This is a genomic window from Clostridium sp. AWRP (genome assembly GCF_004006395.2).
Taxonomy (GTDB): Bacteria; Bacillota; Clostridia; order Clostridiales; family Clostridiaceae; genus Clostridium_B.
Window position 1 is genome coordinate 3,902,108 of record NZ_CP029758.2, and the last position, 22,250, is coordinate 3,924,357.

A 22,250-nucleotide genomic window follows, 5' to 3' on the forward strand; every position below is an offset into this window, starting at 1 on the left:
TGAAAGCGTTGATACTGGTGCACCCAGGGAGATTCGAACTCCCGGCCTCTGGATTCGAATTTCATAAATCAATACTTTTTATTATTTTTTAAAACGGCTTAACATCAAGGATTTGCGTCTTATACATCATCGTTGAAATTTAATATTTTTCATACTAATTTAAAACTTTGGGGACAAAATGGGGACAATTTTTTATATACATAACTCAAGTAATATCAACGTCTTTTAATGCAAAGTTAAAAATGACTATACATTAAAATATTTGTGTATTCAACCTATTGTTCAAATTTATATGCTTATATCTTCCACACAGCTTGTATAATTAGCTTTAAGTTATCTGTTTGAATAATTATATGTCTATTTATAAGTTGCTCTTATAATGGTTATATGCTCAATATAAAAGGTACATATCATTTTGCTACTCACCTACATAAGTGGAGTTTCCCTTTTCGCAAGTTTCCAGTAATCAAAGTATATGCTATAATTTAAAATGTAATAAGAAAAATTGTATAGGTACCTCTTCTTTATTTGTGGGTGGATTATGGTTAATAATGTCTGCGTATGAAGAAGAGGTGATGCAGTTTATGTCAGAAGGATACTTACTGTTATTCTTTAGTTTGTTTTCAATAACTGCTATTGTTATAGTAGCATTATCTAACAAAAATTCGGATATAAAAATTGAAAATAAAATTACTTTAAGACCTGATGAAATATCATCTGATACTAAAGTAAACATAAATAATTCCAAAAAAAATAATAGATAGCCTTTTCCGAGACCTATCTATTATTTAACCATTATACAATTTTACTAAGCAGACTAAATTCATAATCCACCCTCTTATTACTAATATTATACCACAAGTATATAAATATTATAACGTAGATATTTTATATTTTAATGTACTTAATAAGAATATTTCATACTTAAACAAAAGTTCATTATAATATCAATATAGCCTATATACTATTAAAATCCAGCATTAATGTTTTATTGATCTTAATAACTTATCCAATTTGTCCTTGATTTTTTCTAATGCAAATCTTTTAGTGATTTTTCCATCAGATAATTGATCAATATCTAATTTGCTAATAATCTTTTCTAAATTATTAATGTCAGCCTTAAAAACATCATTAAGATTACTAAAACTATATATTTCCTCTATTCCTGATAATAAACCGTACAAATCCTTAACAGATGATTTTTCAATTTTTTTTAGCATTGTTTCAATATCAATATTAAAGAAAAACTTATTATCTAATACATTAATTTGTTGTTTATTATTATGGCAATATTCATAAAATTTTTCTCCCCATCCATCCATAATTAATAAGCAATCATTAATTTCTTTTTTCTTTTTTCTTTTTTTCTAATATATCACTTATAGGACTAACAATTTTATTATACTCATTCAAAAAATCTTCATCAGTACTAAATACTTCCAGAATCTGTTTATCAAAGCTTTCTTCCATTTCTTGTAAATAATTTACCATTTTAGATACATACTCATTATATACAATTTTTTTAAATCCTTTATATTTTAGCTGCATTAAAGTAACAATTATACTTTTAAAGTATATAGGATGATATTTTTTTCTTCTAATTCTTTTAAAATGTACGTCAATTTATCTCTTATTTCATCATCCTCTAATTCCCACCACGCTACTAAACTATTATAACTTAATGAATTTTGAAATTTTTTATATTGATCTTCTTCTTTACGATCTTCCATAATATGAATAAGAAGATTTTTTATTTCCTCACAATTAAAACTTCGATATAATAAATAATCATCAACAAATTTGTATCCAAAAATATGTTCTCCAAACAGATAATCATCATCAATGCTTATATTTCCTGACTTAACAGTTCCATCTTTCCATGAATATGGTTTCTTACCTAACTTTAAATGGATAGCTAATGTCATACAATATTTCAAAATATTTTCCCTCTGTTCATCAATGTACTTCTGCTCAAATTTTATTTCTTTTATTAAAATATCTATCTTTTCAAATGCCATGATAGCAAATATCAAAGTTCTAATATTATAATGTTCTTTGCTTTCAAAAATATTTAAAACAAGATTTCTTTTAGTAAAAAGATATTTATTAACATCATTATCTTTAATATACTCTTTAAGAACTGATTTATATACATTCCTAAAATCTGAATGATAATGAATTGTTACACCTATAAGTTTTTCTTTTATCTTTTTATACAAAATATCATTTGAAAACAATTTTTCAGTATATTTAATAAGTTCATCTTTGCTGATAGGCTTATCTTGATTTTGTTCTTGACTACCATTATTACCTTCTTTCTTATCGTTACCAGTTTGTAAACACAAATTTTTATTTAATACAATAGCATATTTCTGAGCTAAATCTTCAGTTAATTTCATATTTCCAATTTCATCCTGATTTGCAACGATAATAACTTTAATATCATTATGTTCAACAAGATTATTAATAAATCCAAATATCTGATTAACAGATATATTACATCTTTCTAAATCATCAAAAATCAAAACAGCATTTTTAAGTTTTTTTAATTCTGTAATATTAGGTAAATCTTCTTTATCTATATTAAAATGTCCTAATCCAGCAGATACTAGCTTTGACATAAAATTTATACCTTTACCTATGGCCTCCCCTTTACCTTGACCTATTTTATCATCTAAAAATGATTCCATCAAAGATGCATATATTTCTTTCATTACTTGCTGTAAATTTTCAATTCCATAAAGTGAAGTATATATTATACTTTGTTTATATTCGGTTTTTGTTCCAATATGATCCTTTAATTCAGTAAACAGTTTTCCTTTCACAAAAAATGTCTTTCCAGAACCCCACTCACCTTCTATTAAAATAGCTTGAGTATATCTTTTATCCATTACGTACTCAATTATTACTTTAATAATTTGTTCTTCAGATAAATACATAATACCATCCCTCTTTGCATAATATTTCTATAAAGTATTTCTACAAAAATATATAGTATCCCTTGATTGTCCTTTGTCGTTATTTAAATTGTTCTTCAATAATAGAATCATTTTCTAAATTATTAGCAAAACCAATAAAATTGTGATTTATAATCACTAAGCATAATGCATAATATAACTTTGTGCATTGATCTAAATGCTCAATGTAAATATCAACTAACATTGATAAATAGCTATAACTATCATAATTAAGCCTGAAACATCCTGTAACATTTTTACTGTGATACAAAGATTTATATAATTCTAATATAGGCTTAAATTGCATTTTGGATATATTTTCTTGTCCATCTTTAAAATATTTAATACTTTTGTTAAAATATTTCTTCATATTTTCTAATTCACTTTTATTTTCATATAAGTAAACTTTTAATTGCTTTCTATTATTTTTTATAAATTCAATGTTATTCATAGTAATACTTATCTGATTTAATGTATCATCTATTTTCCTTATAGCCATATCATTATTAGTTATCAATTTTCCGAATCCTTTCACATTCTTAACAAATTGTATATTATAATCTATAGAAAAAGAAATACAACTTTTCAAATCTATGTAATTATGCCAGTTATCATTAAAATTTTTAAATTCAATTATGTAATAAAATATTATTGATCCTATTAATGAGGAGGCTATAATATTACCAACACTCAATATTGACTTTATAATATTATATATTATATTTCCATACTTAAATATTTCATCTAAGTTTCCTAGCAATTCATACGTTTTATAAAATATAATATATGTTAAAGCTAAATAAAAAAGTGACTTTAATTTTAACATTTTTTTCTTAAACTTTTCTTTTATTTTTATTTTAATCATGAAACACTCCTAAAGTTAATAAATACTACTTGAGTAATCTACATCTTAGATTTTTAAATAAAATTCATCATCTTATTACTCTTAAGTAAACATAGGCGTCACCGCCCATGTTCCTCTGCAAAACCGTACGTGCCCTATTAAGGCATACGGCTTTTCACATCATATTAATCATCTATAGAATAAACTTACGCTTATTTTCGGTTCTAATAACGGAAAAGTTCTCAATAAACCATTGTAAAATGTTTCTATTGTATAGCTCTTCCTTTGGCTTCTTCTATTTAACCATTTAAAGAGCAACCATTTTACAACATTTTGATAGCACTTCACACTTCTTGTATTATCAGTGACCCCATAATACTGATAGTGTCCTCTTAGTTTCTGATTAATTTTCTTAATCAATTCACCTACTGGCATTATCCTATTCTTCTTAATCCATTCTTTCATAGTCTTAACTTTACTTCTGAATTTCTTCTTACTAGTCTTAACCTTACATCGAAAGAATCCTTTCTTACCATCTTCACTACAATAGAATGTAAATCCAAGAAAGTCAAAGGTTTCTGGCTTTCTTAATCCTCGATTTGCTCTATTTTTCTTTGCAAATCTACCAAACTCTAGTATCTTAGTTTTCTCTAAAGCAAATTCTAATCCAAATTTATCGAATCTTTCTATTAGCTTTTGATAAAACCCATCTGCCTCCCATTTATTTTGAAAGCAACATACAAAATCATCACAATATCTTATCAAATAGGCTTCGCCTTTGCATTTCCTTTTGATTTTGACAGCAAACCAATAGTCCAGTACATAATGTAAATATATATTTGCAAGAACTGGAGATGCTCCATTACCTTGCGGTGTTCCTCGTTCACTGTCTAGGTATTTACCATTTTCCATTATTCCAGCTTTTAAGAATTTCTTAATTATCTCTATAAATTTCTTATCTGCAATATCATGTTCCAGGAACTTTATTAACCATTCATGATCAACATTATTAAAGAATCCTTTTATATCAGCTTCAACAATGTAACTCACCTTATGATATTGAACATCCTCTATGATTTCTCTAATTGCTTGATGGCAGCTTCTATTTGGTCTAAATCCATAGGATTCATTAAAGAATTTAGGTTCATATACTTCTATTAATATCTTTGCTATTACGTTTTCTACTAGCTTATCTTCATAGCAAGATATTCCTAGAGGTCTCATCTTCTTGCTTCCGTCTTTTGGAATATATGTTCTTCTTATAGGTTCTGGCTGATAGCTCCCATTTCTCATTTGCTTTAACAAACGTTCCACATTAGCTTTTAGATTTACAGAATAATCATCTTTTGATACTCCATCAATGCCTTTTGCTTTCTTTCTATCCATTTCTTTATGGCTAGCTATAATAGCACTTTCATTGATATAATATGCAAGGTTTTGAACCTTTCCATCTAATCTAGCTTTTTCTATATTATATTGTATTCCAAGTAGCTCATTAATCATGTTCTTCAGCTCTCCTGTCTGCATAATTTGAAGCTCACTTGAAGCTATGTTGTGCTAACCCCTTCCCTCCGCCTGCTTTCACAGATTTCTACAGTACTATGAGTTAGTCGGACTTCCTATAATGCTTTTGCTCATCTTGCTCGTTCCCTTACTTGATTTTGCATACTAATTTCTCAGACATTATAGGATCTCAGCTGTTCTAATAACATACTTATCATCAAACTCGCCAAGCACTCAGACCCCGGAAGAGTTATATAAATCTTACCATATTGATTTGTATAATGTTGTCTGCTACACAAATAATTGTATCGACCTCTTCATTTAGATAATAATTTCGCGGCTCAATAGCTTCACTTTCGTTTTGGCTCGTTTTCTCCCTGTCCTACGCTTAAATCTAACGTTACCGATTCGACTCCAAGGACTCGGTACAGGCTACTGGTTAGGCATTACCTGATAGGATTTTCCTACTATATGTTAATAACTTACTAATGCCAACCGAATCACTTCCGTTGGCAAGAGGAAACATCACGCACTCGCATGCTGCTTCGCAGCTCGCACTATTTGTGATATTATAACATATAAATAAAATTCTTTCAGAACTTTACATTTATTATTTAATGTTTTTATCTTATTCTACCTATAACTCTTTTATGACTCTGTATCTCATTAATTCCACTACATCATAAACTAAAATCGTAAAAAGGGATTCGCATTTTACGAATCCCCTACCCTTCAAACAACTTTAGGTATAGTCATTTTAACCATACCTAACTCTGATATGTAATTTATAACCTCTTTTCTTCTCCTATAAGCGGTACTCCTAATCCCTCCATACATTTCATTAGCTATCCAGGTAACACTCCTATTTAACTTGTATTTGTAAGTAATAAAATCCATATATTCTTTGGGCAGCGGAGGAGTTGAGAGAACTTTTGTTAATTTAGTGGTGTCCCTATTTAATTCTCTTATCCTGGATCTATTTTCAAATACCTTTCTTTTCACATAATCCAATTCATGCTCTAAATTCTCTATTTCTCTTATAATACCTTTTTCCGCTGCACTCTCACCTGTAGGACTTGTCTGTACTTTTTCCATGAGAAGTGGGCTCATATGTCTTTCTGGATCAATACTTACATTACAACTTTTTATATCATATTCAATACTTTCCGCTTGTGCTTTAAGTTCCTCACATTCCTGCTCTAAATAGGCTATTTCCTTCAACTTTATGAAGTGGTCACATAATTGGTCTTCTATATTTTTAAATGTCTCTGTATCCATCTCAACTCCTCCTAATAAATCAACGAAAATATTTAGATAAAATAATAACTCCTTTTTAGGGGGTACAAAATGTAAAGATAGTTCCTTTTTTATAAAATCTAAAAATATGATTGCACACAAATAACGTTGCATTAAAAATAACAGTGTTCCAATCACCTTAAGTCCTTATAATTCAGCGCTTACACTGTATTTTATTAATAGTAATGTTCCGTAAAAAGGGTGTAGTACTTCAAAACATTATTACACACATAAGCTTAGTTATATCAACGTTTAAAGCCTATTTTAGTATTCGTTTTGTTTTGATTATATTGAAAAAACTGTAGTTTTATCAACTTTTATTAGTAAAGTTCCATAACACCAGCCTCCTAAGACCCTTTAATATCAACACTTCATCCATGTACTCTTTCGGAACGTTATTATTGCACTTTTTTCGGAGTATTGTGTGCAACGTAACTTTTAATAATGATCCGCTCTACTTTCATTTTTTTATCTCTATTAAAATACTTTATAAGCTTTTCTTCAATTGGTTTTAATGTACGCATGTTATCCCTCCATGTATTCAACTCTCATTTTCAAATAGTAATTTAAAAAAGGAGTAACCAACAGATCACCCCTTATATTAATATTTAAAGAAAAATTTATTCATAGCATTTGTATAAGAATCAAACAAACTACCTATATCTACTGCCTTTCACTTATATTTTCTTTCCTTCTGGTATATAATTATCTAACTCGATCCTTAGCTTATCCGCTTCATAAGCATTTTTCATTTGCTGTAGTTAAAAATATCCAACATCCAATATATCTCCAGCTATACTATTTAAAGATATTTTATTTTTCATATATTATCTTTAGTGAGAGAGTGTATTGTAAGTACCAAACTCTCACTAAAACTCACCTCTTTTCTTTCTATACAGTTTTCTGTGTATAATATGTTGATAACCTTGTTAATAATCCGCTTTATAAGAACATTCCGACTTAACTCTACTTCAGATTGAATACATATCACCATATCAACAGTCATAAAAGTGTCAATATTTATCAGTGTGCGATATTCCACATAAAATCGTAGTTAATCCGTTTAGCTATAAGAAATAAATTAGTTTCTTTCTATCGTATTTTTCTTTATATTAGCTTTAATTTATGTGATTGTAACCAGAATAATATTTAGTTTTCAAAATAGATCTATTTTTTAATGTGTTCATCGCCCCATTTGCTCATAAGTTCAAGAATTGGTATTAATGTCATTCCTTCTTCCGTTAAGGAATATTCAACTTTAGGTGGAACTTCATTATACTGTTCTCTATGGATTAGATTGCTGATTTCAAGTCCTCTCAGCTGTGCACTTAATGTCTTATGAGCAATAGGCTCTAAACTATTCTTTAATTTATTATATCTTATTACCTTAGCTTTATATATTTTCCATAGTATAATCCACTTCCATTTTCCCTCAACTATAGAAATTGTATAATGCATTCCGCAAGATCCATATTTATCTTCAAAACTATCCATAATATTGCTCCTTTACTTACCTTATAGTTAGTATATAACAAATAAGTGCATACTTACTTTCTTTCTTATTATGATATATAATTCATAACATAAAATCAATTAATCATGCAAATGGAGGTAAACTTAATGAAAGTAATCGCAATTAACGGGAGTCCTAGAAAAAATAAAAATACAGCTACTCTTCTTACTAAGGCACTGGAAGGGGCATCTTCCTGTGGTGCTGAAACAGAGCTTATTCATCTTTATGATCAAAATTATAAAGGTTGTGTAAGTTGTTTTGCCTGTAAGATAAAAAATGGAAAAAGTTATGGAAAATGTGCCTTAAAGGATGATTTAACACCTATTCTTGAAAAAGTTTCAAATGCCAATGCAATTATTTTTGGCTCTCCAATATACTTACACTCAGTTACCGGAGCCATGAGATCTTTTTTAGAACGACTCATATTCCAATATTTAGTTTATGATACAAATCATTCAAGTCTTTTCCCCCAAAAAATACCAGCTGGATTCATTTATACAATGAATGTAACCAGCGAGCAATTTAAAGCTGAATATGAAGATGAACTTAAATCTCTACAACTATATGTGGAAAAAACCTTTGGTTCTTTTGAATCCTTAGTCATCAATGACACGTACCAATTTGATGATTATTCAAAATATGTTGCACCATTATTTGATGAAAAGAAAAAAAGAAAAGTTAGAGAAGAACAATTTCCTCAAGACTGCCAAAACGCATTTAACATGGGGGTACGCTTTGTTGAACAAGCTAATGTATGAAAGTCAAATATATTTTTAACACATTAAATTAAGCCATCATATTTTACAATTAATTCTTATAGCGTGTGGTACTCAAAATTTAATTAAAATACCTCATAGACACAATTCAAAAGTGTCATCATTTACGAGAATATAGATGGATTTGTGTAAAATAGATTTGATTTAGTTTTATATAACTGGAAATTTTGATTTTCAGTTATATTTTTTTATATTTGAGTAATACTAATACTGATTAATATTACATTCTTATTGTTTGTATAATATACTTAATTATGCAATAAAATAAGAAAAAATATAAAAATTTTAGCTAAATCTTAGAGTATCTCTTCGCCTAGTTTATCATTAAACACAATAGTTAATTGTGCCAATGTCATTCCCCAATTTTGGGATGGAGAAGTCCATTTTTCCATGACTTTCTCAGTAGCTAGGTAAAGAGATTTTCTAAGTGCTTCATCATTTGGAAATACTGTTCTTATCTTCGTAAACTTTCTAAGCTGTCGGTTGAAACCCTCTAATGCGTTTGTAGTATAAATAATTTTCCTGATTTCCGGTGAGTAATTAAAATATGTTGATAACTTATCCCAGTTATTATACCAGGATTCAATTACTATACTATACTTCTGATCCCATTTTTTCTTTAGATTATCCAGGCCGTTAATTGCAGAATCTTCAGTAGGTGCTTTATATACGCATTTTAAATCTTTCATAAATTCCTTTTTATCTTTGGAAGCTATATACTTAATAGAATTTCTTATTTGGTGTATTATACAATTTTGAATACTAACATCCGGAAATACGGATTTTATTGCATCTGGAAGCCCTTTTAGTCCATCCATACAGGCAATCAGTATTTCTTTTACTCCTCTATTTCTTAAATCATTGCAAACTGACAGCCAGAATTTTGCTCCTTCGGCTTCACCAATCCATATGCCCAAAATATCTTTATATCCTTTCATATCAAGGGCCATACATATATAGGCAGCTTTTGTGACTATTTTATTTTCTTCCCTAACCTTAAAATGTATTGCATCCATATAAACAATAGGATACACGTCATCCAGTGCCCTATTCTGCCATTGTGCAGCTGAATCCATAACTTTATCAGTTATTTTTGATATCATTGTTGGCGATACATCGATGCCATATAATTCTTCCAGTTCTGACTGAATGTCTCTTGTAGACATACCTCTTGCGTATAATCCTATAATTTTCTTATCCAGTTCATTGCATACAGTTTCATATTTTTTTACAACTTTAGGTTCAAAGTCAGCTTTTCTATCTCTTGGTATATCAAGATTTACATCACCAACACTGCTCCTAATACTTTTCTTTGAGTATCCATTTCTATAATTTTTATTTTCTGAATCCTCACTTCTTTGATATTTTTCTCTGCCAAGCAGTTCTTCCATTTCTGCCTCAAGCATATTTTGTATAACATCCTTTAAAAGTCTCTGCAGCAAACCATTTCTGCCAACTACGTCCTCCATAGTTTTGCATTTTTTAACTTCTTCCTTATAATCGATATCTGGTACTTCAATTTCTTTCATTTGAAACTCCTCCTAATTTATTTAAGAATATTGTTCCAAATCTTCCATTCCATTATACAAAAATAATGGGTATAGATTTGGTTTTTACACAAATCCATACCCATTCCCTCATTTACTACATTGTTGACACTTTTGAGCAGAACATTAAATATATTTTTCTGTTTAAGTGGAATATTATCTGTCCAAAGTAAATGTCAAGAGATGACTGTCATTTTAGATTATGTTGATGAACAATAAATTACAACTGCGTATTAATTATAACTTTATAATATCACTATGATACCTGGCTCTTACTAATTTCTTCTATAACCTTGTATAGAGTAGGTTTACTTATATTAAACATAGTACATAGATTTTTTACTGTTGTTTCTTTCTGCTGATATAATTTATATATTGCCTTCTTTTTATTATCGTCAAACTTTGCTTTCCTGCCACCTTTTCCGTCGCGTGCTCTTGCTGCAGCAAGACCCTCTTTTGTTCTTTGGCTTATTAAATCTCTTTCAAATTGGCTTATTCCAGCCATAAAAGTAAATATTAATTTTCCTTGAGGTGTTGTAGTATCTAACCAACTTTCCTTTAGGCTTTTAATATTTGCACCTTTTTTTCAATCTGATCTACTAAACTAAATAAATCTTTTGTACTTCTGCTTAACCTTGTAAGATCTGATACTAATATAACATCATTTTTTCTTACTTTATCTAAGAGCCTATTTAATTCAGGCCTATCTGATTTTGTTCCAGTTATTTTTTCTTGTACTATTTCTTCTACACCTGCTAATTTTAATGAATCCAATTGCCTGTCTAAATTTTGCTCTTGCGTGCTTACACGATCATATCCAAATATCACATTAAAACATCCTTTCTACGATAATTAGTAATTTTATAGTAATCTAAACGCTAAATCAAGTCAATATATTTACTCTGAATTATTTACTGAATTTATTTACTACAAAAATGGCTTATTTTCGTTAACGTGTAAAATATAAAATAAAGTAAATCAAATGGTCGTTTATTTTATCCAATTTATTGAAGATACTTTTCACTTCATAACACAGCTGCTGGTATTAGGCCTTATAGCTTTGATATAAAAACCTGTAGCTGGATAAAATCTGTACTGCCTTTTATTGAAAAGCATACTTACAGTTTTTACATTAAGGTTAAACCTATTTTTATAAGTTACCTTACGGTTATTTTTAAGCATACACACGTAGTGGTAGTTACATTTTTTTAGTAAAGTTAATAATGCTTTTGAGGAATACTAGGTATCGAATGTGACGTATTCGACCTGTAATCCAAATTTGTGAGCGAAGGTTATCATATCCTATTGCCAGTTCAAGCCTTGTGTGATAATCTTCGCATTTTTGCTTTGGAATCCATATTCGAAAGCAAACAGGTACTTTAAACCATCCATTTGACCACAACAAAACAACTATATGCATTCCCCATACATATCTATTATTTGTATGATCATAAACGGAAGTAGTTGGAAAAATTTTTTTACCAAAAGGTTTCCTGATAATAACATCGTCAATGATTAAATAACCCAGTTTAGCCGTTTGTGACTGTATACACTGGATAAATAAAATAATGATATTGTTATTATTTATAGAAACTAACGGTAATAATCTCGTTAATGAATCATGAGATACCCATGCAAGTTTTTGAGCAATATGCGTAGCAGCAGGATTATTGAAAAGAATTATTCCCATACAAAAAGTTACAAATGTAATAGTGCTATTTTGTGGAAATAAAGATTTATCAAAATTAAATTTGTATACTAAATCCATAATTAAATCATGAATTCCATATTTGTTAACAGAAATATTATTAAAGAAATTATTGTTATTTTCCAAAATACATCCCTGTCTAAAATATACTACAAATAGGGACTTCAACTATATGATTAATTTATGGTAATTCCCATAGCAACAACCTTTTATATAATAGTTTAATGTTTAAGCTATTGATTTTCCTATGATTAAATCATTCTGCGTAAGTACTGTTATTTAAAACACTAAGCGCTGTTTCTGATAAACTATGTGAAGCTATTAATCATCTTATAGATAATAAAACTATTGTAAAATCTATTACAGGGTGGGATTGGATAATATCGCCACTTTCAAAACATAATTAGTATCACCATTTTTCTCCAGATAATTTATATATTCCAGCAAGTAACACTAACTGATTGTGGTGTGTCCTATATTTTTAGGTAAAAACAGTACTTCGATTACCGGGAATATCATCAACAAGCCAAGGAAAACAAAGCCCAATTCATATGCGGTGTGAATAGAGAAGTAAAATTGCAGTATATCCACAACAACGGTAACCAGTGATATCCCCAGCCCCTGAGCTAATGTCATGACGACAACATTCAATGTATTTGCGCTGTTTCGATCTTGAGGTGCTATTTCAGAAAAACTCAGGCCATTATAACTTGTTAAGGCCAATGAACGCCCTACACCTGAGACCAAGGCAAGAAACATAATATAAACAGGAAAAGTATTGGAGCGAATAAATGCTAAAGCAACCGATGTAATAAATACCATTCCGAAGGATGACAACAGAGCGCTGCGGTAGCCCAGTTTGCGAATAATTGCATTGGTAAAAGGTTTAATGCCAATGTTTCCAATAAAAATGAACAGCACATAACTACCTGCTTTGACGGCGGACCAATGAAAAACTGTTTGTAAAAAAACGGTTAGTATGTAGGGCAATGCCCCAACACACAGCCACAAAACCGAACCGCTTGTCTGACAAATCCGAAAGGAAGTTACTTTTAATGCTTGAATTGAGAATAATGGATTTTCTGTTTTTTTCAAATGTTTAAAAACTATGAGACCCAATATTACACCTACGGCTATCAAGCCCATTGCACTAACCCAATAATTTTTGCCATGTGTAGCCAGTTCCGCTCCAACTAAAATTACACCTGATGCAAAGGTAATCTCTATAAATCCTAAAAGATCAAAATCGTTTTTCGTTTTACCATCATCGGCGTCGATCCATTTGATACCCAATAAAGCGATTATGAAACCGATTGGAACGTTAATCAGGAAAATCCATTGCCAGCTCCAGTAAGTCACGATAAACCCACCGACCAGCGGTGCAATAGCGGGTGCTATTAATGCAGGCCAAATGAGGTAACTAACCATTTTTAATAACTTTGAAGCCGGTGTCTTTTCTAGGACAATCAGTCTTGCCGTGGGGGTCATCAGAGAGCCTGAAATGCCTTGTATGATTCTCGTTAATAAAAGGAAAAGGAAGTTAGGCGCTAAGGCATTTGTTAACGAGCTAAGAGTAAAGATTATTACAGCAATGATCCAGATTTTCTTTTTTCCAAATCGTTTGGCCATCCATCCACTCAACGGAATAAAAATGGCCGAGGTAATTAAATACGCGCTTACGAGTAGAGCGGTGGTTGCTGCACCTGTATGAAAATATTGAGACATTTTTGGTAGTGCAGTGGTTACGATTGTTCCGTCCAGCATTTCCATAAAGAGACTGGCAGCCATTAATATGGCGATTCTTATTTCTTTTGACATTCTATTACCGTCCTTTCTTTAATTCTTTCTTAAATTTGTTAATCCACTCAATTGTAACGTCAGCTTGGTTTAACAACAGCTGAAATTTCTTGCTTGCATACCAGTGATCTCTTGAATTTTCTTTCGCTAATTTGTTAAGTGCTTGCCGCGCATCCTGAATGATATCTTTTTGCTCTTGATAGAATTTATCTAACAATTGCATCTGTTCATTTAAAGAAAGGTGCTGCATTACATTGAGCTTTATCAGATAAAGATCAGCACTATGTGCACCATCAGGAACAGGCATTTTCATGAGTTCAAAAAAACGCTTTTCCCCTTTTTTGGTAATGGAAGCGATTTTTTTGGTCTTTCCGTTTGATTCTACATTCGTCATCTCCAGAAAACCTTCATTTCTTAATTTTTCAAGCAAAGGATAAAGTACCCCATAGCTAATTTTACGATGACGACCTAAAAAAATTTGCAATCCATTACGGAGGTCGTAACCGCTTTGCGGTTCCTCCATTAATTCACCCAAAATAAAGAGTTCATTAATCATTATGATTCCTCCTTGTTATATATCTAAAAGATATAGCCATTATATATCTTTTAGATATATAATGCAAGTGGTTCTCAGCAAGAGTTTGTGTCAAGTTCTAGTGGGCAATTTATTTTTTGAATTTTTCCATTACAACTTTAGTTAAAAATTTCATTTTCAAAGGGCTTCGCCCGCAACCCGAAAGGGCGTACTTATCCCCTTAACTTTTTGTCCGGAATTTTAAACTTATCTATAAATAAGTTCACTAAAATTTCTCCGCTCAAAAATACTCTGTATTGCTTTTCTTTGCTTTCCTATTTACGTCAGCTGCTGTTAGTGGGATCATTTCTGTTATTGTCTCTAATTTATCCTCTGGAATAACTTCAGAACATACTTCATCAATTACATTGCATATCCTCTTACTTGCTTTTTCTGCTAATATCTTGGGCAGGTTATTGGCACCTTTAATAGACCAACTCATCATACTCCTGAGCTTAATCCTATTGAAATGATTTGGAATGAAATTCGTGAGAAGTTTTTTAAAAATAAATTATTTAAATCACTAAGTGCTGTTTCTGATAAACTATGTGAAGCTATTAATCATCTTATAGATAATAAAACTATTGTAAAATGGGGTATGGCAACGATTCGTGTAAAAAACAGACATAAGACTGTATTTCACATTTTTTAATTTATTATTATTTTAGTTAGTATTATCAATACAATAATTATACTTTAGCTAACGGCCATTGAGTAAAAAAATAAGAGCTTTATCATTTAGTAATTAAACCGTAGATATATCAGTGCTTTGCACTGATATTATATATTTTTTTGAGTTAGAACTATTTAGTATTAATTCTAACTCAGAATGTTTTGATAAAAATTTTTTATTTACACGTATTGTATCTGTTAACTCAATATTCTTTATTAGACAAAATAAGCACCCTAAATAACGGATACCTATTTTACATAGTAGTTAAATTTTTTATTCATCTATGATTATATTCTTTCTTCCATTGCTGCAGATCCTTAATATTAGGTTTTTTATGATATGCCTTACAATAATCTATATAAGCCATAAATATTGATAAGCTCATATATTATCACTGCCTATGTTTCTTTTCCTCTGCTGCCTTTTTCCTATCATAACACCATAATTAAAACAATCTATAGCTAATGAAGAAAGTCCCAAACGATCTGTCTGTGATCTATTAATTATTCCAAATAAATCATTAAGATATTTAAAGTAATATTTCTGTTTACCTAATACTTTTTCATATTTTTTATCCAATTTAATACCCTCCGTTGACATAAGCCCTACATATCAAGTAAACTTATAATTGCTTGTGTTATAAGACTTACTTGATATGTAAGCTTAGTTATTTATTTAAGAGGTCCATTCGTATTTTTTTATATGGACCTTCTTTTTTATATGTTTTTGGTCCTCTTTTAACCCTAAATCCATATTCTATAAGCTTTATTAGCTTATCCCTTTCCTCCTCCGTATCATATGATGCCTTTAATTTAATCACTTATGCTTCACCTGCCTTGACTGATAAAAATATCATGCTGCTCCCTTATTAATTCATGAAGTGTTTTACTTTTTTCTATGGTTGCTATATTACTATTAATAACTATATATGTAATGCCATCTATTTTAGCTTTCATACCTCTAACCTTTTTAAAACTCTTTTCTAGTAAATAGAATTTGCTACTTTTATAGATAACTTTTATCAAATCTAAAATTTCCCTCATCCTCAATCCCCCTTATTTTTTTGAATTTTCTATTAATTTATCACGTTTAATGTCAATATCCCCTGCAAGGACTTTGCCAATATACTTTTTCAAATCAATATCATTACATTGCAGATATTTAATTTTTACGCTACGTATAATTACAATTAATGGCTTGTCCTTCATTTAAACTTCCTCTAAATTTAGTAAACACTTAAGTTTTGCATATAACTTTTTAAATATTTCTCCAGCTGGCTCAGGTTTATACTCTGCTGAATAAATATTTATTTTTAAAAGATTATTAGCAACACAATCAATAAAATGTAAACATTGATTATAAAATTTATCATCATGCTCCTCATTAAGAATTATATAAACCATTTCAGCAAGATTTTTATATATCATCCTGTTAGTTTCTGTATCTTTTGACATCAAGCCTACATTTGCTAAATACTCTATTACCTCTTTTTTATATTCAATTAATAAATTAGATCTACTCATTTTTAATCACCCTCCTATTTTATACACAGATCTGTAATTAATTGATACTTTGGTATCCACGCTAGTTTTATTGTTCCAGTTCTACCGTTTCGTTGCTTTTCAATTATAGCCTCTATAATGCCTTTATCATCAGTATTGGGATTATAATACTCATCTCTGTAAAGAGAAATAACTATGTCTGCGTCCTGTTCTATTGAACCAGATTCCCTTAAATCTGAAAGTATAGGTCTATGGTCATTTCTTCCCTCTGGTGCCCTGCTTAACTGCGCCAATGCAATGACATTTATATTTAATTCTTTGGCCATAAGCTTTAACTGCCTAGATATCTTACTTACTTCTTGAACCCTGTTAGTTGATTTTTCTGCACCATCAATGAGAGTTAAATAATCTATTATGACTACATCTAAGTCACTTTGTAATTTTCTCTTTTTGCACTCTGCTTTTATGCCATTTAGCGAATATATTTTGTCATATATTTTCAAACCGGAATTTACTATAATACCACTTTCTTGGCTTACCCTCATCCATTCTTTATCTGTTAATTTGCCTGATTTAATATTATTCATTTGAATTAGAGCTTTAGCTGCCAATGCCCTTTCCAGCAACTGTTCCTTTGACATTTCTAGCGAAAAAAAGCTTATATTATGCTGTTTAGCTATATTCAAAGCTATGTTTATTGCAAAAGCAGTTTTACCCATTGAAGGCCTAGCAGATACAACTATGAAATCACTTTTATTTAATCCATTTAAGGTTTTATCTAATACCCTATAACCTGTTTCTATTCCCTGTATAGCTCCCCCGTTTAGATATCTTTTTTCAAGACTGTCCAATACATTTACCATAGGCTTGTTTAATTCTCCGCTATCTACATTAATCTTGCTTTCAAACTCTAAACTTAGATCCTGTAATTCTCTTACTATGTCCTTTATGTCTGCATCTGTTTTTTCTATTTTTGTTGCATCTTTTTTCAATAGTGCAAGCAATTTTCTAGCATTGGAATACTTTTTTATTATCTCAGCATATGATTTTACACTTTCAGGCTGCAGAGTCTGACCTGTAAGCTGTGAAATATAAGTTATTCCACCAACTAAACTCAATTTTGAACTTAAATCCTCCGCAATAGTAGTTATATTAATATCTCTACCATTCGTATATAATCTCACAATAGCGGAATATAATAATTTATGACTATCCTCAAATAAATCATCACTTTTCAATAAATCTATGCAGTCACATAAATTATCAGGTTTAATAATCACAGATCCCAACAAATCTCTTTCAGCTTGTATATTATAAAGTTTCATGTCTTATCACCCTCCTATTTTATAAATCACATTATTCAATTTCTTGAAATGCTCCTGCATTTGGCCTGCACTCATTACTACTATTTGATTTGTTTTTTTCTTTAAGTTGTTTAGATTTTAAATATTCATCATAGTTACATTTGTTAGTACCTTCATCCATAAACGTACTTATTCCATTTTTTCTATTAAGAAAATCCTTTAAGCTCCATTTATAATTAAAATAGAAATCACTCTGGAGTACTTGTGAATAGGTGTATATTGCTTGTCTTATTTCTTTATCTGAATATGTTTTTAAAGCTTTATCTATTGCATTTTCCATATCTTTAGTTAATTTTTTATGAGTTATTATCTTTTTGCTATTCCAGTAATTAAATATCTCTAAATACTTCTTGTCATTTTTGAAATGACTATTAATATTCTTTTTATTATTTCTTTTTATATATTCTTTTTTAGATGTTTCAACTTTAGTTTCATTATCCGTTTCAATAACCGTTTCAGCATAACTATGTAATACCTTATTTCTCAATGCTTTAACCATTTCACCATCCGTTTCGTTAACCGTTTCATTAACCGTTTCAGCTGTAATATAAGAATATATAGATGGTTTTTTCTTACTATTTGACTTAAAAATAGACCTAATTATACCATGACTTTCAAATAATTTAATTAATCTACTTGCCTCTCTTGTACTAGATAAATTCAAGTCCTCATATACGCCTCTTGCAGTAAGATAAAATTGTCCTCTAGGCAAGAAATTTTTTTTGCTTATTCTCTGTAAATTTTCTTTATATGCTATATACCTACCAAAACAAGCCTCTACTTGCTTATTTTCAATCTCCATTTTAGCAATTTCTAAATCTAATTTTATATATGGCCTAATCTTGTCCATCTTACCACCTACTTGTTAGCCTTTTGTATACCATTGCTAAATTTGTTCTCCAATTAAGCTCTCCATCCATTCATCAACTTTTGATCTTACAAAAAGAAATTTTTTTCCATTTCTAATTACAGGAGCTCCTTTTCTATGTGCCAAGTTATAAGCTGCCTGTTTACCTAACTCATATTCCTTACGAAATTCTTCAATATCCATAACCTTTTTAGAGCTTGGCTTACTTTGTAAAACTTTATATTTTTCCATTCCTATCCCTCCTTATCAAATTCAGCTGCTGGCCTTATATCGTAATATCGCTGTAATTTTCCAATAGTGTCTATATCCAATACATAATCTTTTCCTTTAGCAACTACATGTCCTATTCTCATGTTTCCACTATATAAATTTATAAAAATTGTATCCTGGCAATCTTCAATTTTCTTTACTTCTATCCTTGAAATCTGATTTTCCATAAAATGAAAATGATTTACAGTAACCTCAGTTCCATATGGCACACCAAAATTCCTTGGTTTATCAACTCCAATTTTCTCTACTTTAAGGACATATTTACTCACTTTTTTCCTCCTTCTAATAATTTATTGAAGCACTGACTCTTTTTAATGTTTGTACATGAGCTGTCATTTTCAAATTTTAAGATACGATAAATTTTTACTATTTTTCAATATCAATTATCTGTTCTACTTCAACATTTAAAGCCTTTGCTAACTTTCCTATAGTAACTGGATTGGGCTTTGCATAGCCATTTTCAATCTTATTGATAGTGCTTACAGCTAATTTAGAAACCCTTGAAAGTTCTCTAACAGTCATTCTGGCCTCTGCTCTTGCTAAAATAATTTTATTAATATTTACTTTTAACATTTAATCACCTCTTTATCACTAACAAATTGTTAATCTATATTTATATATTATAATAACATTTTGTTAGTGTCAACACTATTTTTTATTTATATATATACATTTTGTTAGTGTTAATATATAATAAGTTTGAGGTGATACTGTGAATGTTGGTGAAAATATAAAAAAATTTAGGACTAAAAAAGGATTAACACAAAAAGAGTTAGCTCAAAGCATAAATGTCACTACCACTACTATACAAAATTATGAAAATAACCGTAGAAACCCTACCATAAAAGTATTAAGCAACATAGCACTAAGTTTAGATGTACAGTTAAGCGATCTAATTTGTTATGAAAAATTATGTTTGCAAGATTTGCTAAATACAGATAATACAATACAAGAAAATTTAAAAGATAGTGGAAAAACATCAATTATCTCAATACCAAATGGAAAAGAAGCATTAAAAGAGTTTTCAGATTCACTTGAGATTCTTCTTAATAACATGCCTAAAACACTTAATAAAAGTTCACTATTAGAAAATACTAACGAAAAAGGAAACATCGAAATGCTTAATTACTTTTTTAAAGATATGCCTGTAATGCCAAAAAAAGATACTTTAAATGAATTAAACAAATTAATTAAATTTTTAAATTTGCTCTACAAATATGATATTAAACTTTTTATAGACTTTTTTTCTTCTATTGACTATTTAATGGATATCTTTAAATCGTTAATAGATTTTATAGAAAATCAACATACTACCAACTTAGAAAACTATAAAGATAGTATTAAAGATAAATTGAGCGTTTACCCTCAAAATAACATCTCTAAAGAAAATTTTAAAACTTTAAAGGAAAGAATTGATCTGGACATAATGTATTCTCAAGACTTAGCTCTAAAAAAAGCTTGTCCTGAATTATATAAAATTTTATCAAAATAACTTCTGAAAGCTTTACTTATTGTAAACCAATTAACTAATAATCAGTTACCTTGATATACGAAATTCATACAGCAAAATATTGCCGCTATTAAAAACGATATATGTAAAAAAGTCCTATTGTATAATTTGGAACTCTTTTAAAAGGAAAGTACTCAACGTAAATTAGATATGAATATTTTTCACACCCAAATAATGGCTGTTAGCGGATTTAAAATCTGAAAAACTAAGCTCAGTATGAAAAATGTACTAAGCTATGGACACTGTGTCCGTTGGTGACATAAATTAATTTTGGAACAACAAATTCCGTTGAACAGAAACTGTTAAATACTGATTTCTTAAAAGTACGAAATTTATACTTATGAAAGAAAGGTGATATAATGGCCACTAAAACTAACTGTGTTAGGAATGGTAAAAAATATTACAGACTTCGTGTTGATTTAGGTCGAGATTCTGATGGAAAACGAATCAGGAAAACATTTTACGGTAAATCTAAAAAAGAGGCAGAAGATAAACTGGAAGAATATAAGAATGGCTTAAATAGCGGACTTTCCAATGATTACGATAAACTTACCGTAGGTAATGTATGTAAATTATGGCTATTTGAAAAAATTAAAAATACAGTTAAGCCTTCTACCTTTGAACGATATGAAGGTATTTATAGACTTTATATAAAACCTTCACCATTGTATCCTATAAAATTAAAAGATATCAAAGGACTTGATATACAGCGATATTATAATAATTTAATAGCTATTGGCAAAAGTACCAATGTAGTCAAAAATTTAAATAAGCTGCTTAAATCATTTTTTAATTATTGTATTGCTGAAGGATACATGATAAGAAATTATTGTATGGGAAAATCAATAACCCTTCCTGAAGATAATTCAGTACGTGAAGAAGAAACAGTGAATGACATAACTATATTTACACTAGATGAGCAAAGTCAATTTATAAAAGCTATCGAACATAATAGATTAAAAGCATTATTTCTTTTAGCTCTTGGTACTGGATTAAGAGAAGGTGAACTATTGGGACTTAAATGGAGTGATATAGATTTTATAAATAGCACTGTATCAGTAAAACGTTCTTTAAAAAGTGTATATCTATTTGATGGTGCCAAAAAACATTATGAACTAATAGAGCAATCACCTAAAACTAAAAATTCTATTAGAACTGTTCCAATACCTGAAAATTTAATTCCAGTATTAAAAAAACGTGAATTAGAACAGAAAGAGGAAAAACTTAAAGCAGGATCTGCTTATACTGAAAATAACTATATCTTTTCTACTCCACTTGGAACACCAACTGGTCCTGAAAATCTTAGAAAAATGTATAGTAAAATATTAAGCAAAAATAATATACCTCACAAAAAATTTCACAGCTTAAGGCATACATATGCCACTCGGTTATTTGAAAAGGGTGTTCCAATAAAAACAGTTCAAACGCTTCTGGGCCACAGTGATATTTCTACCACAGCAAATATTTATACTCATGTCATGCCTGAGCAAAAAATTGAAGCAGTTGATAAAATAAATAGTCTTTTTAATATCGAATAATATATCTATT

General features: G+C 29.5%; 28 protein-coding genes. 4 read left to right on the forward strand and 24 right to left on the reverse strand.

Going from position 1 to position 22,250, the window contains the following annotated elements; translation table 11 throughout:
* The first annotated feature begins 584 nt into the window (after nt 1–584).
* Nucleotides 585–764, forward strand: coding sequence for a hypothetical protein (locus DMR38_RS18180; protein WP_063556243.1), 180 nt, complete (start codon nt 585–587; stop codon nt 762–764).
* A gap of 216 nt (nt 765–980) precedes the next feature.
* Here DMR38_RS18180 and DMR38_RS18185 read toward each other — a convergent pair whose 3' ends face one another.
* From DMR38_RS18185 to DMR38_RS18210, 7 genes are all read right to left on the reverse strand, one after another.
* On the reverse strand, nt 981–1,322 hold the full coding sequence (locus DMR38_RS18185) for a hypothetical protein (RefSeq protein ID WP_127722715.1): 342 nt from the start codon (nt 1,320–1,322) through the stop codon (nt 981–983).
* A gap of 16 nt (nt 1,323–1,338) precedes the next feature.
* A complete protein-coding gene (locus tag DMR38_RS21995) occupies nt 1,339–1,491 on the reverse strand; it encodes a hypothetical protein (protein WP_175413062.1) in 153 nt (50 codons plus the stop codon).
* Nucleotides 1,492–1,559: 68 nt separating this feature from the next.
* Complete coding sequence (locus DMR38_RS18190) at nt 1,560–2,939, reverse strand: P-loop NTPase fold protein (protein ID WP_127722717.1); 1,380 nt, start codon at nt 2,937–2,939, stop codon at nt 1,560–1,562.
* A 79-nt stretch (nt 2,940–3,018) separates the two neighbouring features.
* A complete protein-coding gene (locus tag DMR38_RS18195; RefSeq protein WP_127722719.1) occupies nt 3,019–3,822 on the reverse strand; it encodes a hypothetical protein in 804 nt (267 codons plus the stop codon).
* Nucleotides 3,823–3,990: 168 nt separating this feature from the next.
* Entirely contained in the window at nt 3,991–5,304 is a 1,314-nt protein-coding gene (ltrA, locus tag DMR38_RS18200) for a group II intron reverse transcriptase/maturase (protein ID WP_127720920.1), read from the reverse strand.
* A 732-nt stretch (nt 5,305–6,036) separates the two neighbouring features.
* Nucleotides 6,037–6,582 (reverse strand): transcriptional regulator, encoded by a 546-nt coding sequence (locus DMR38_RS18205; RefSeq protein ID WP_127722721.1) that lies wholly within the window; start codon nt 6,580–6,582, stop codon nt 6,037–6,039.
* A gap of 1,185 nt (nt 6,583–7,767) precedes the next feature.
* Nucleotides 7,768–8,094 carry a helix-turn-helix domain-containing protein gene (locus tag DMR38_RS18210; RefSeq protein WP_127722723.1) on the reverse strand — a complete coding sequence of 109 codons (327 nt, stop codon included), beginning with the start codon at nt 8,092–8,094 and terminating at the stop codon, nt 7,768–7,770.
* 126 nt (nt 8,095–8,220) lie between these two features.
* Here DMR38_RS18210 and DMR38_RS18215 point away from each other — a divergent pair, with 126 nt between their 5' ends.
* Complete coding sequence (locus tag DMR38_RS18215) at nt 8,221–8,871, forward strand: flavodoxin family protein (RefSeq protein ID WP_127722725.1); 651 nt, start codon at nt 8,221–8,223, stop codon at nt 8,869–8,871.
* 314 nt (nt 8,872–9,185) lie between these two features.
* Here the strand turns inward: DMR38_RS18215 and DMR38_RS18220 are convergent, their stop codons facing one another.
* From DMR38_RS18220 to DMR38_RS18285, 17 genes are all read right to left on the reverse strand, one after another.
* A complete protein-coding gene (locus tag DMR38_RS18220) occupies nt 9,186–10,418 on the reverse strand; it encodes an IS256 family transposase (RefSeq protein WP_127721009.1) in 1,233 nt (410 codons plus the stop codon).
* 274 nt (nt 10,419–10,692) lie between these two features.
* Complete coding sequence (locus tag DMR38_RS22665) at nt 10,693–11,007, reverse strand: recombinase family protein (RefSeq protein ID WP_347562555.1); 315 nt, start codon at nt 11,005–11,007, stop codon at nt 10,693–10,695.
* Nucleotides 10,995–11,264, reverse strand: a complete 270-nt coding sequence (locus tag DMR38_RS22670) for a recombinase family protein (protein WP_347562534.1) — start codon at nt 11,262–11,264, stop codon at nt 10,995–10,997. The genes DMR38_RS22665 and DMR38_RS22670 overlap by 13 nt, the downstream gene beginning before the upstream one ends.
* Nucleotides 11,265–11,634: 370 nt before the next feature.
* A complete protein-coding gene (locus tag DMR38_RS18230) occupies nt 11,635–12,312 on the reverse strand; it encodes a transposase (RefSeq protein ID WP_175413063.1) in 678 nt (225 codons plus the stop codon).
* Nucleotides 12,313–12,597: 285 nt separating this feature from the next.
* Nucleotides 12,598–13,962 (reverse strand): MFS transporter, encoded by a 1,365-nt coding sequence (locus DMR38_RS18235; RefSeq protein ID WP_127722730.1) that lies wholly within the window; start codon nt 13,960–13,962, stop codon nt 12,598–12,600.
* Between the two features lie 4 nt (nt 13,963–13,966).
* Nucleotides 13,967–14,497 (reverse strand): PadR family transcriptional regulator, encoded by a 531-nt coding sequence (locus tag DMR38_RS18240; protein ID WP_127722732.1) that lies wholly within the window; start codon nt 14,495–14,497, stop codon nt 13,967–13,969.
* A 259-nt stretch (nt 14,498–14,756) separates the two neighbouring features.
* Entirely contained in the window at nt 14,757–14,960 is a 204-nt protein-coding gene (locus DMR38_RS18245) for a hypothetical protein (protein ID WP_127722734.1), read from the reverse strand.
* A gap of 609 nt (nt 14,961–15,569) precedes the next feature.
* Nucleotides 15,570–15,767, reverse strand: coding sequence for a hypothetical protein (locus DMR38_RS18250; RefSeq protein ID WP_127722738.1), 198 nt, complete (start codon nt 15,765–15,767; stop codon nt 15,570–15,572).
* An 88-nt stretch (nt 15,768–15,855) separates the two neighbouring features.
* Nucleotides 15,856–16,008: a hypothetical protein gene (locus tag DMR38_RS22000; RefSeq protein ID WP_175413064.1), complete on the reverse strand. Its 153-nt coding sequence runs from the start codon at nt 16,006–16,008 to the stop codon at nt 15,856–15,858.
* A gap of 7 nt (nt 16,009–16,015) precedes the next feature.
* Entirely contained in the window at nt 16,016–16,231 is a 216-nt protein-coding gene (locus DMR38_RS18255; RefSeq protein WP_127722740.1) for a hypothetical protein, read from the reverse strand.
* 12 nt (nt 16,232–16,243) lie between these two features.
* Nucleotides 16,244–16,396, reverse strand: coding sequence for a hypothetical protein (locus DMR38_RS22005; protein ID WP_175413065.1), 153 nt, complete (start codon nt 16,394–16,396; stop codon nt 16,244–16,246).
* Nucleotides 16,397–16,711, reverse strand: a complete 315-nt coding sequence (locus DMR38_RS18260) for a hypothetical protein (RefSeq protein WP_127722742.1) — start codon at nt 16,709–16,711, stop codon at nt 16,397–16,399. It lies immediately after the preceding gene.
* Between the two features lie 14 nt (nt 16,712–16,725).
* Nucleotides 16,726–18,015, reverse strand: coding sequence for a replicative DNA helicase (gene dnaB, locus DMR38_RS18265; RefSeq protein WP_127722744.1), 1,290 nt, complete (start codon nt 18,013–18,015; stop codon nt 16,726–16,728).
* 31 nt (nt 18,016–18,046) lie between these two features.
* Complete coding sequence (locus tag DMR38_RS18270; protein ID WP_127722746.1) at nt 18,047–18,904, reverse strand: hypothetical protein; 858 nt, start codon at nt 18,902–18,904, stop codon at nt 18,047–18,049.
* 36 nt (nt 18,905–18,940) lie between these two features.
* Complete coding sequence (locus DMR38_RS18275) at nt 18,941–19,153, reverse strand: helix-turn-helix domain-containing protein (RefSeq protein ID WP_243124356.1); 213 nt, start codon at nt 19,151–19,153, stop codon at nt 18,941–18,943.
* Between the two features lie 2 nt (nt 19,154–19,155).
* Nucleotides 19,156–19,461: a hypothetical protein gene (locus DMR38_RS18280; protein ID WP_127722750.1), complete on the reverse strand. Its 306-nt coding sequence runs from the start codon at nt 19,459–19,461 to the stop codon at nt 19,156–19,158.
* A gap of 97 nt (nt 19,462–19,558) precedes the next feature.
* Entirely contained in the window at nt 19,559–19,765 is a 207-nt protein-coding gene (locus tag DMR38_RS18285) for a helix-turn-helix transcriptional regulator (RefSeq protein ID WP_127722752.1), read from the reverse strand.
* A gap of 139 nt (nt 19,766–19,904) precedes the next feature.
* Here DMR38_RS18285 and DMR38_RS18290 point away from each other — a divergent pair, with 139 nt between their 5' ends.
* Together DMR38_RS18290 and DMR38_RS18295 are read left to right on the forward strand one after the other, a co-directional pair.
* Nucleotides 19,905–20,684: a helix-turn-helix transcriptional regulator gene (locus DMR38_RS18290; RefSeq protein WP_127722754.1), complete on the forward strand. Its 780-nt coding sequence runs from the start codon at nt 19,905–19,907 to the stop codon at nt 20,682–20,684.
* Nucleotides 20,685–21,061: 377 nt separating this feature from the next.
* Nucleotides 21,062–22,240: a site-specific integrase gene (locus DMR38_RS18295; protein ID WP_127722756.1), complete on the forward strand. Its 1,179-nt coding sequence runs from the start codon at nt 21,062–21,064 to the stop codon at nt 22,238–22,240.
* Nucleotides 22,241–22,250: the final 10 nt, after the last annotated feature.

What these genes read in the sequence shown, in the direction of transcription:
- DMR38_RS18180 (WP_063556243.1), top strand. Translation starts at nt 585, where the DNA reads ATGTCAGAAGGATACTTACTGTTATTCTTTAGTTTGTTTTCAATAACT.
- DMR38_RS18185 (WP_127722715.1), bottom strand. Translation starts at nt 1,322, where the DNA reads ATGGATGGATGGGGAGAAAAATTTTATGAATATTGCCATAATAATAAA.
- DMR38_RS21995 (WP_175413062.1), bottom strand. Translation starts at nt 1,491, where the DNA reads ATGGTAAATTATTTACAAGAAATGGAAGAAAGCTTTGATAAACAGATT.
- DMR38_RS18190 (WP_127722717.1), bottom strand. Translation starts at nt 2,939, where the DNA reads ATGTATTTATCTGAAGAACAAATTATTAAAGTAATAATTGAGTACGTA.
- DMR38_RS18195 (WP_127722719.1), bottom strand. Translation starts at nt 3,822, where the DNA reads ATGATTAAAATAAAAATAAAAGAAAAGTTTAAGAAAAAAATGTTAAAA.
- ltrA (WP_127720920.1), bottom strand. Translation starts at nt 5,304, where the DNA reads ATGATTAATGAGCTACTTGGAATACAATATAATATAGAAAAAGCTAGA.
- DMR38_RS18205 (WP_127722721.1), bottom strand. Translation starts at nt 6,582, where the DNA reads ATGGATACAGAGACATTTAAAAATATAGAAGACCAATTATGTGACCAC.
- DMR38_RS18210 (WP_127722723.1), bottom strand. Translation starts at nt 8,094, where the DNA reads ATGGATAGTTTTGAAGATAAATATGGATCTTGCGGAATGCATTATACA.
- DMR38_RS18215 (WP_127722725.1), top strand. Translation starts at nt 8,221, where the DNA reads ATGAAAGTAATCGCAATTAACGGGAGTCCTAGAAAAAATAAAAATACA.
- DMR38_RS18220 (WP_127721009.1), bottom strand. Translation starts at nt 10,418, where the DNA reads ATGAAAGAAATTGAAGTACCAGATATCGATTATAAGGAAGAAGTTAAA.
- DMR38_RS18235 (WP_127722730.1), bottom strand. Translation starts at nt 13,962, where the DNA reads ATGTCAAAAGAAATAAGAATCGCCATATTAATGGCTGCCAGTCTCTTT.
- DMR38_RS18240 (WP_127722732.1), bottom strand. Translation starts at nt 14,497, where the DNA reads ATGATTAATGAACTCTTTATTTTGGGTGAATTAATGGAGGAACCGCAA.
- DMR38_RS18245 (WP_127722734.1), bottom strand. Translation starts at nt 14,960, where the DNA reads ATGATGAGTTGGTCTATTAAAGGTGCCAATAACCTGCCCAAGATATTA.
- DMR38_RS18255 (WP_127722740.1), bottom strand. Translation starts at nt 16,231, where the DNA reads ATGAGGGAAATTTTAGATTTGATAAAAGTTATCTATAAAAGTAGCAAA.
- DMR38_RS22005 (WP_175413065.1), bottom strand. Translation starts at nt 16,396, where the DNA reads ATGAAGGACAAGCCATTAATTGTAATTATACGTAGCGTAAAAATTAAA.
- DMR38_RS18260 (WP_127722742.1), bottom strand. Translation starts at nt 16,711, where the DNA reads ATGAGTAGATCTAATTTATTAATTGAATATAAAAAAGAGGTAATAGAG.
- dnaB (WP_127722744.1), bottom strand. Translation starts at nt 18,015, where the DNA reads ATGAAACTTTATAATATACAAGCTGAAAGAGATTTGTTGGGATCTGTG.
- DMR38_RS18270 (WP_127722746.1), bottom strand. Translation starts at nt 18,904, where the DNA reads ATGGACAAGATTAGGCCATATATAAAATTAGATTTAGAAATTGCTAAA.
- DMR38_RS18275 (WP_243124356.1), bottom strand. Translation starts at nt 19,153, where the DNA reads ATGGAAAAATATAAAGTTTTACAAAGTAAGCCAAGCTCTAAAAAGGTT.
- DMR38_RS18285 (WP_127722752.1), bottom strand. Translation starts at nt 19,765, where the DNA reads ATGTTAAAAGTAAATATTAATAAAATTATTTTAGCAAGAGCAGAGGCC.
- DMR38_RS18295 (WP_127722756.1), top strand. Translation starts at nt 21,062, where the DNA reads ATGGCCACTAAAACTAACTGTGTTAGGAATGGTAAAAAATATTACAGA.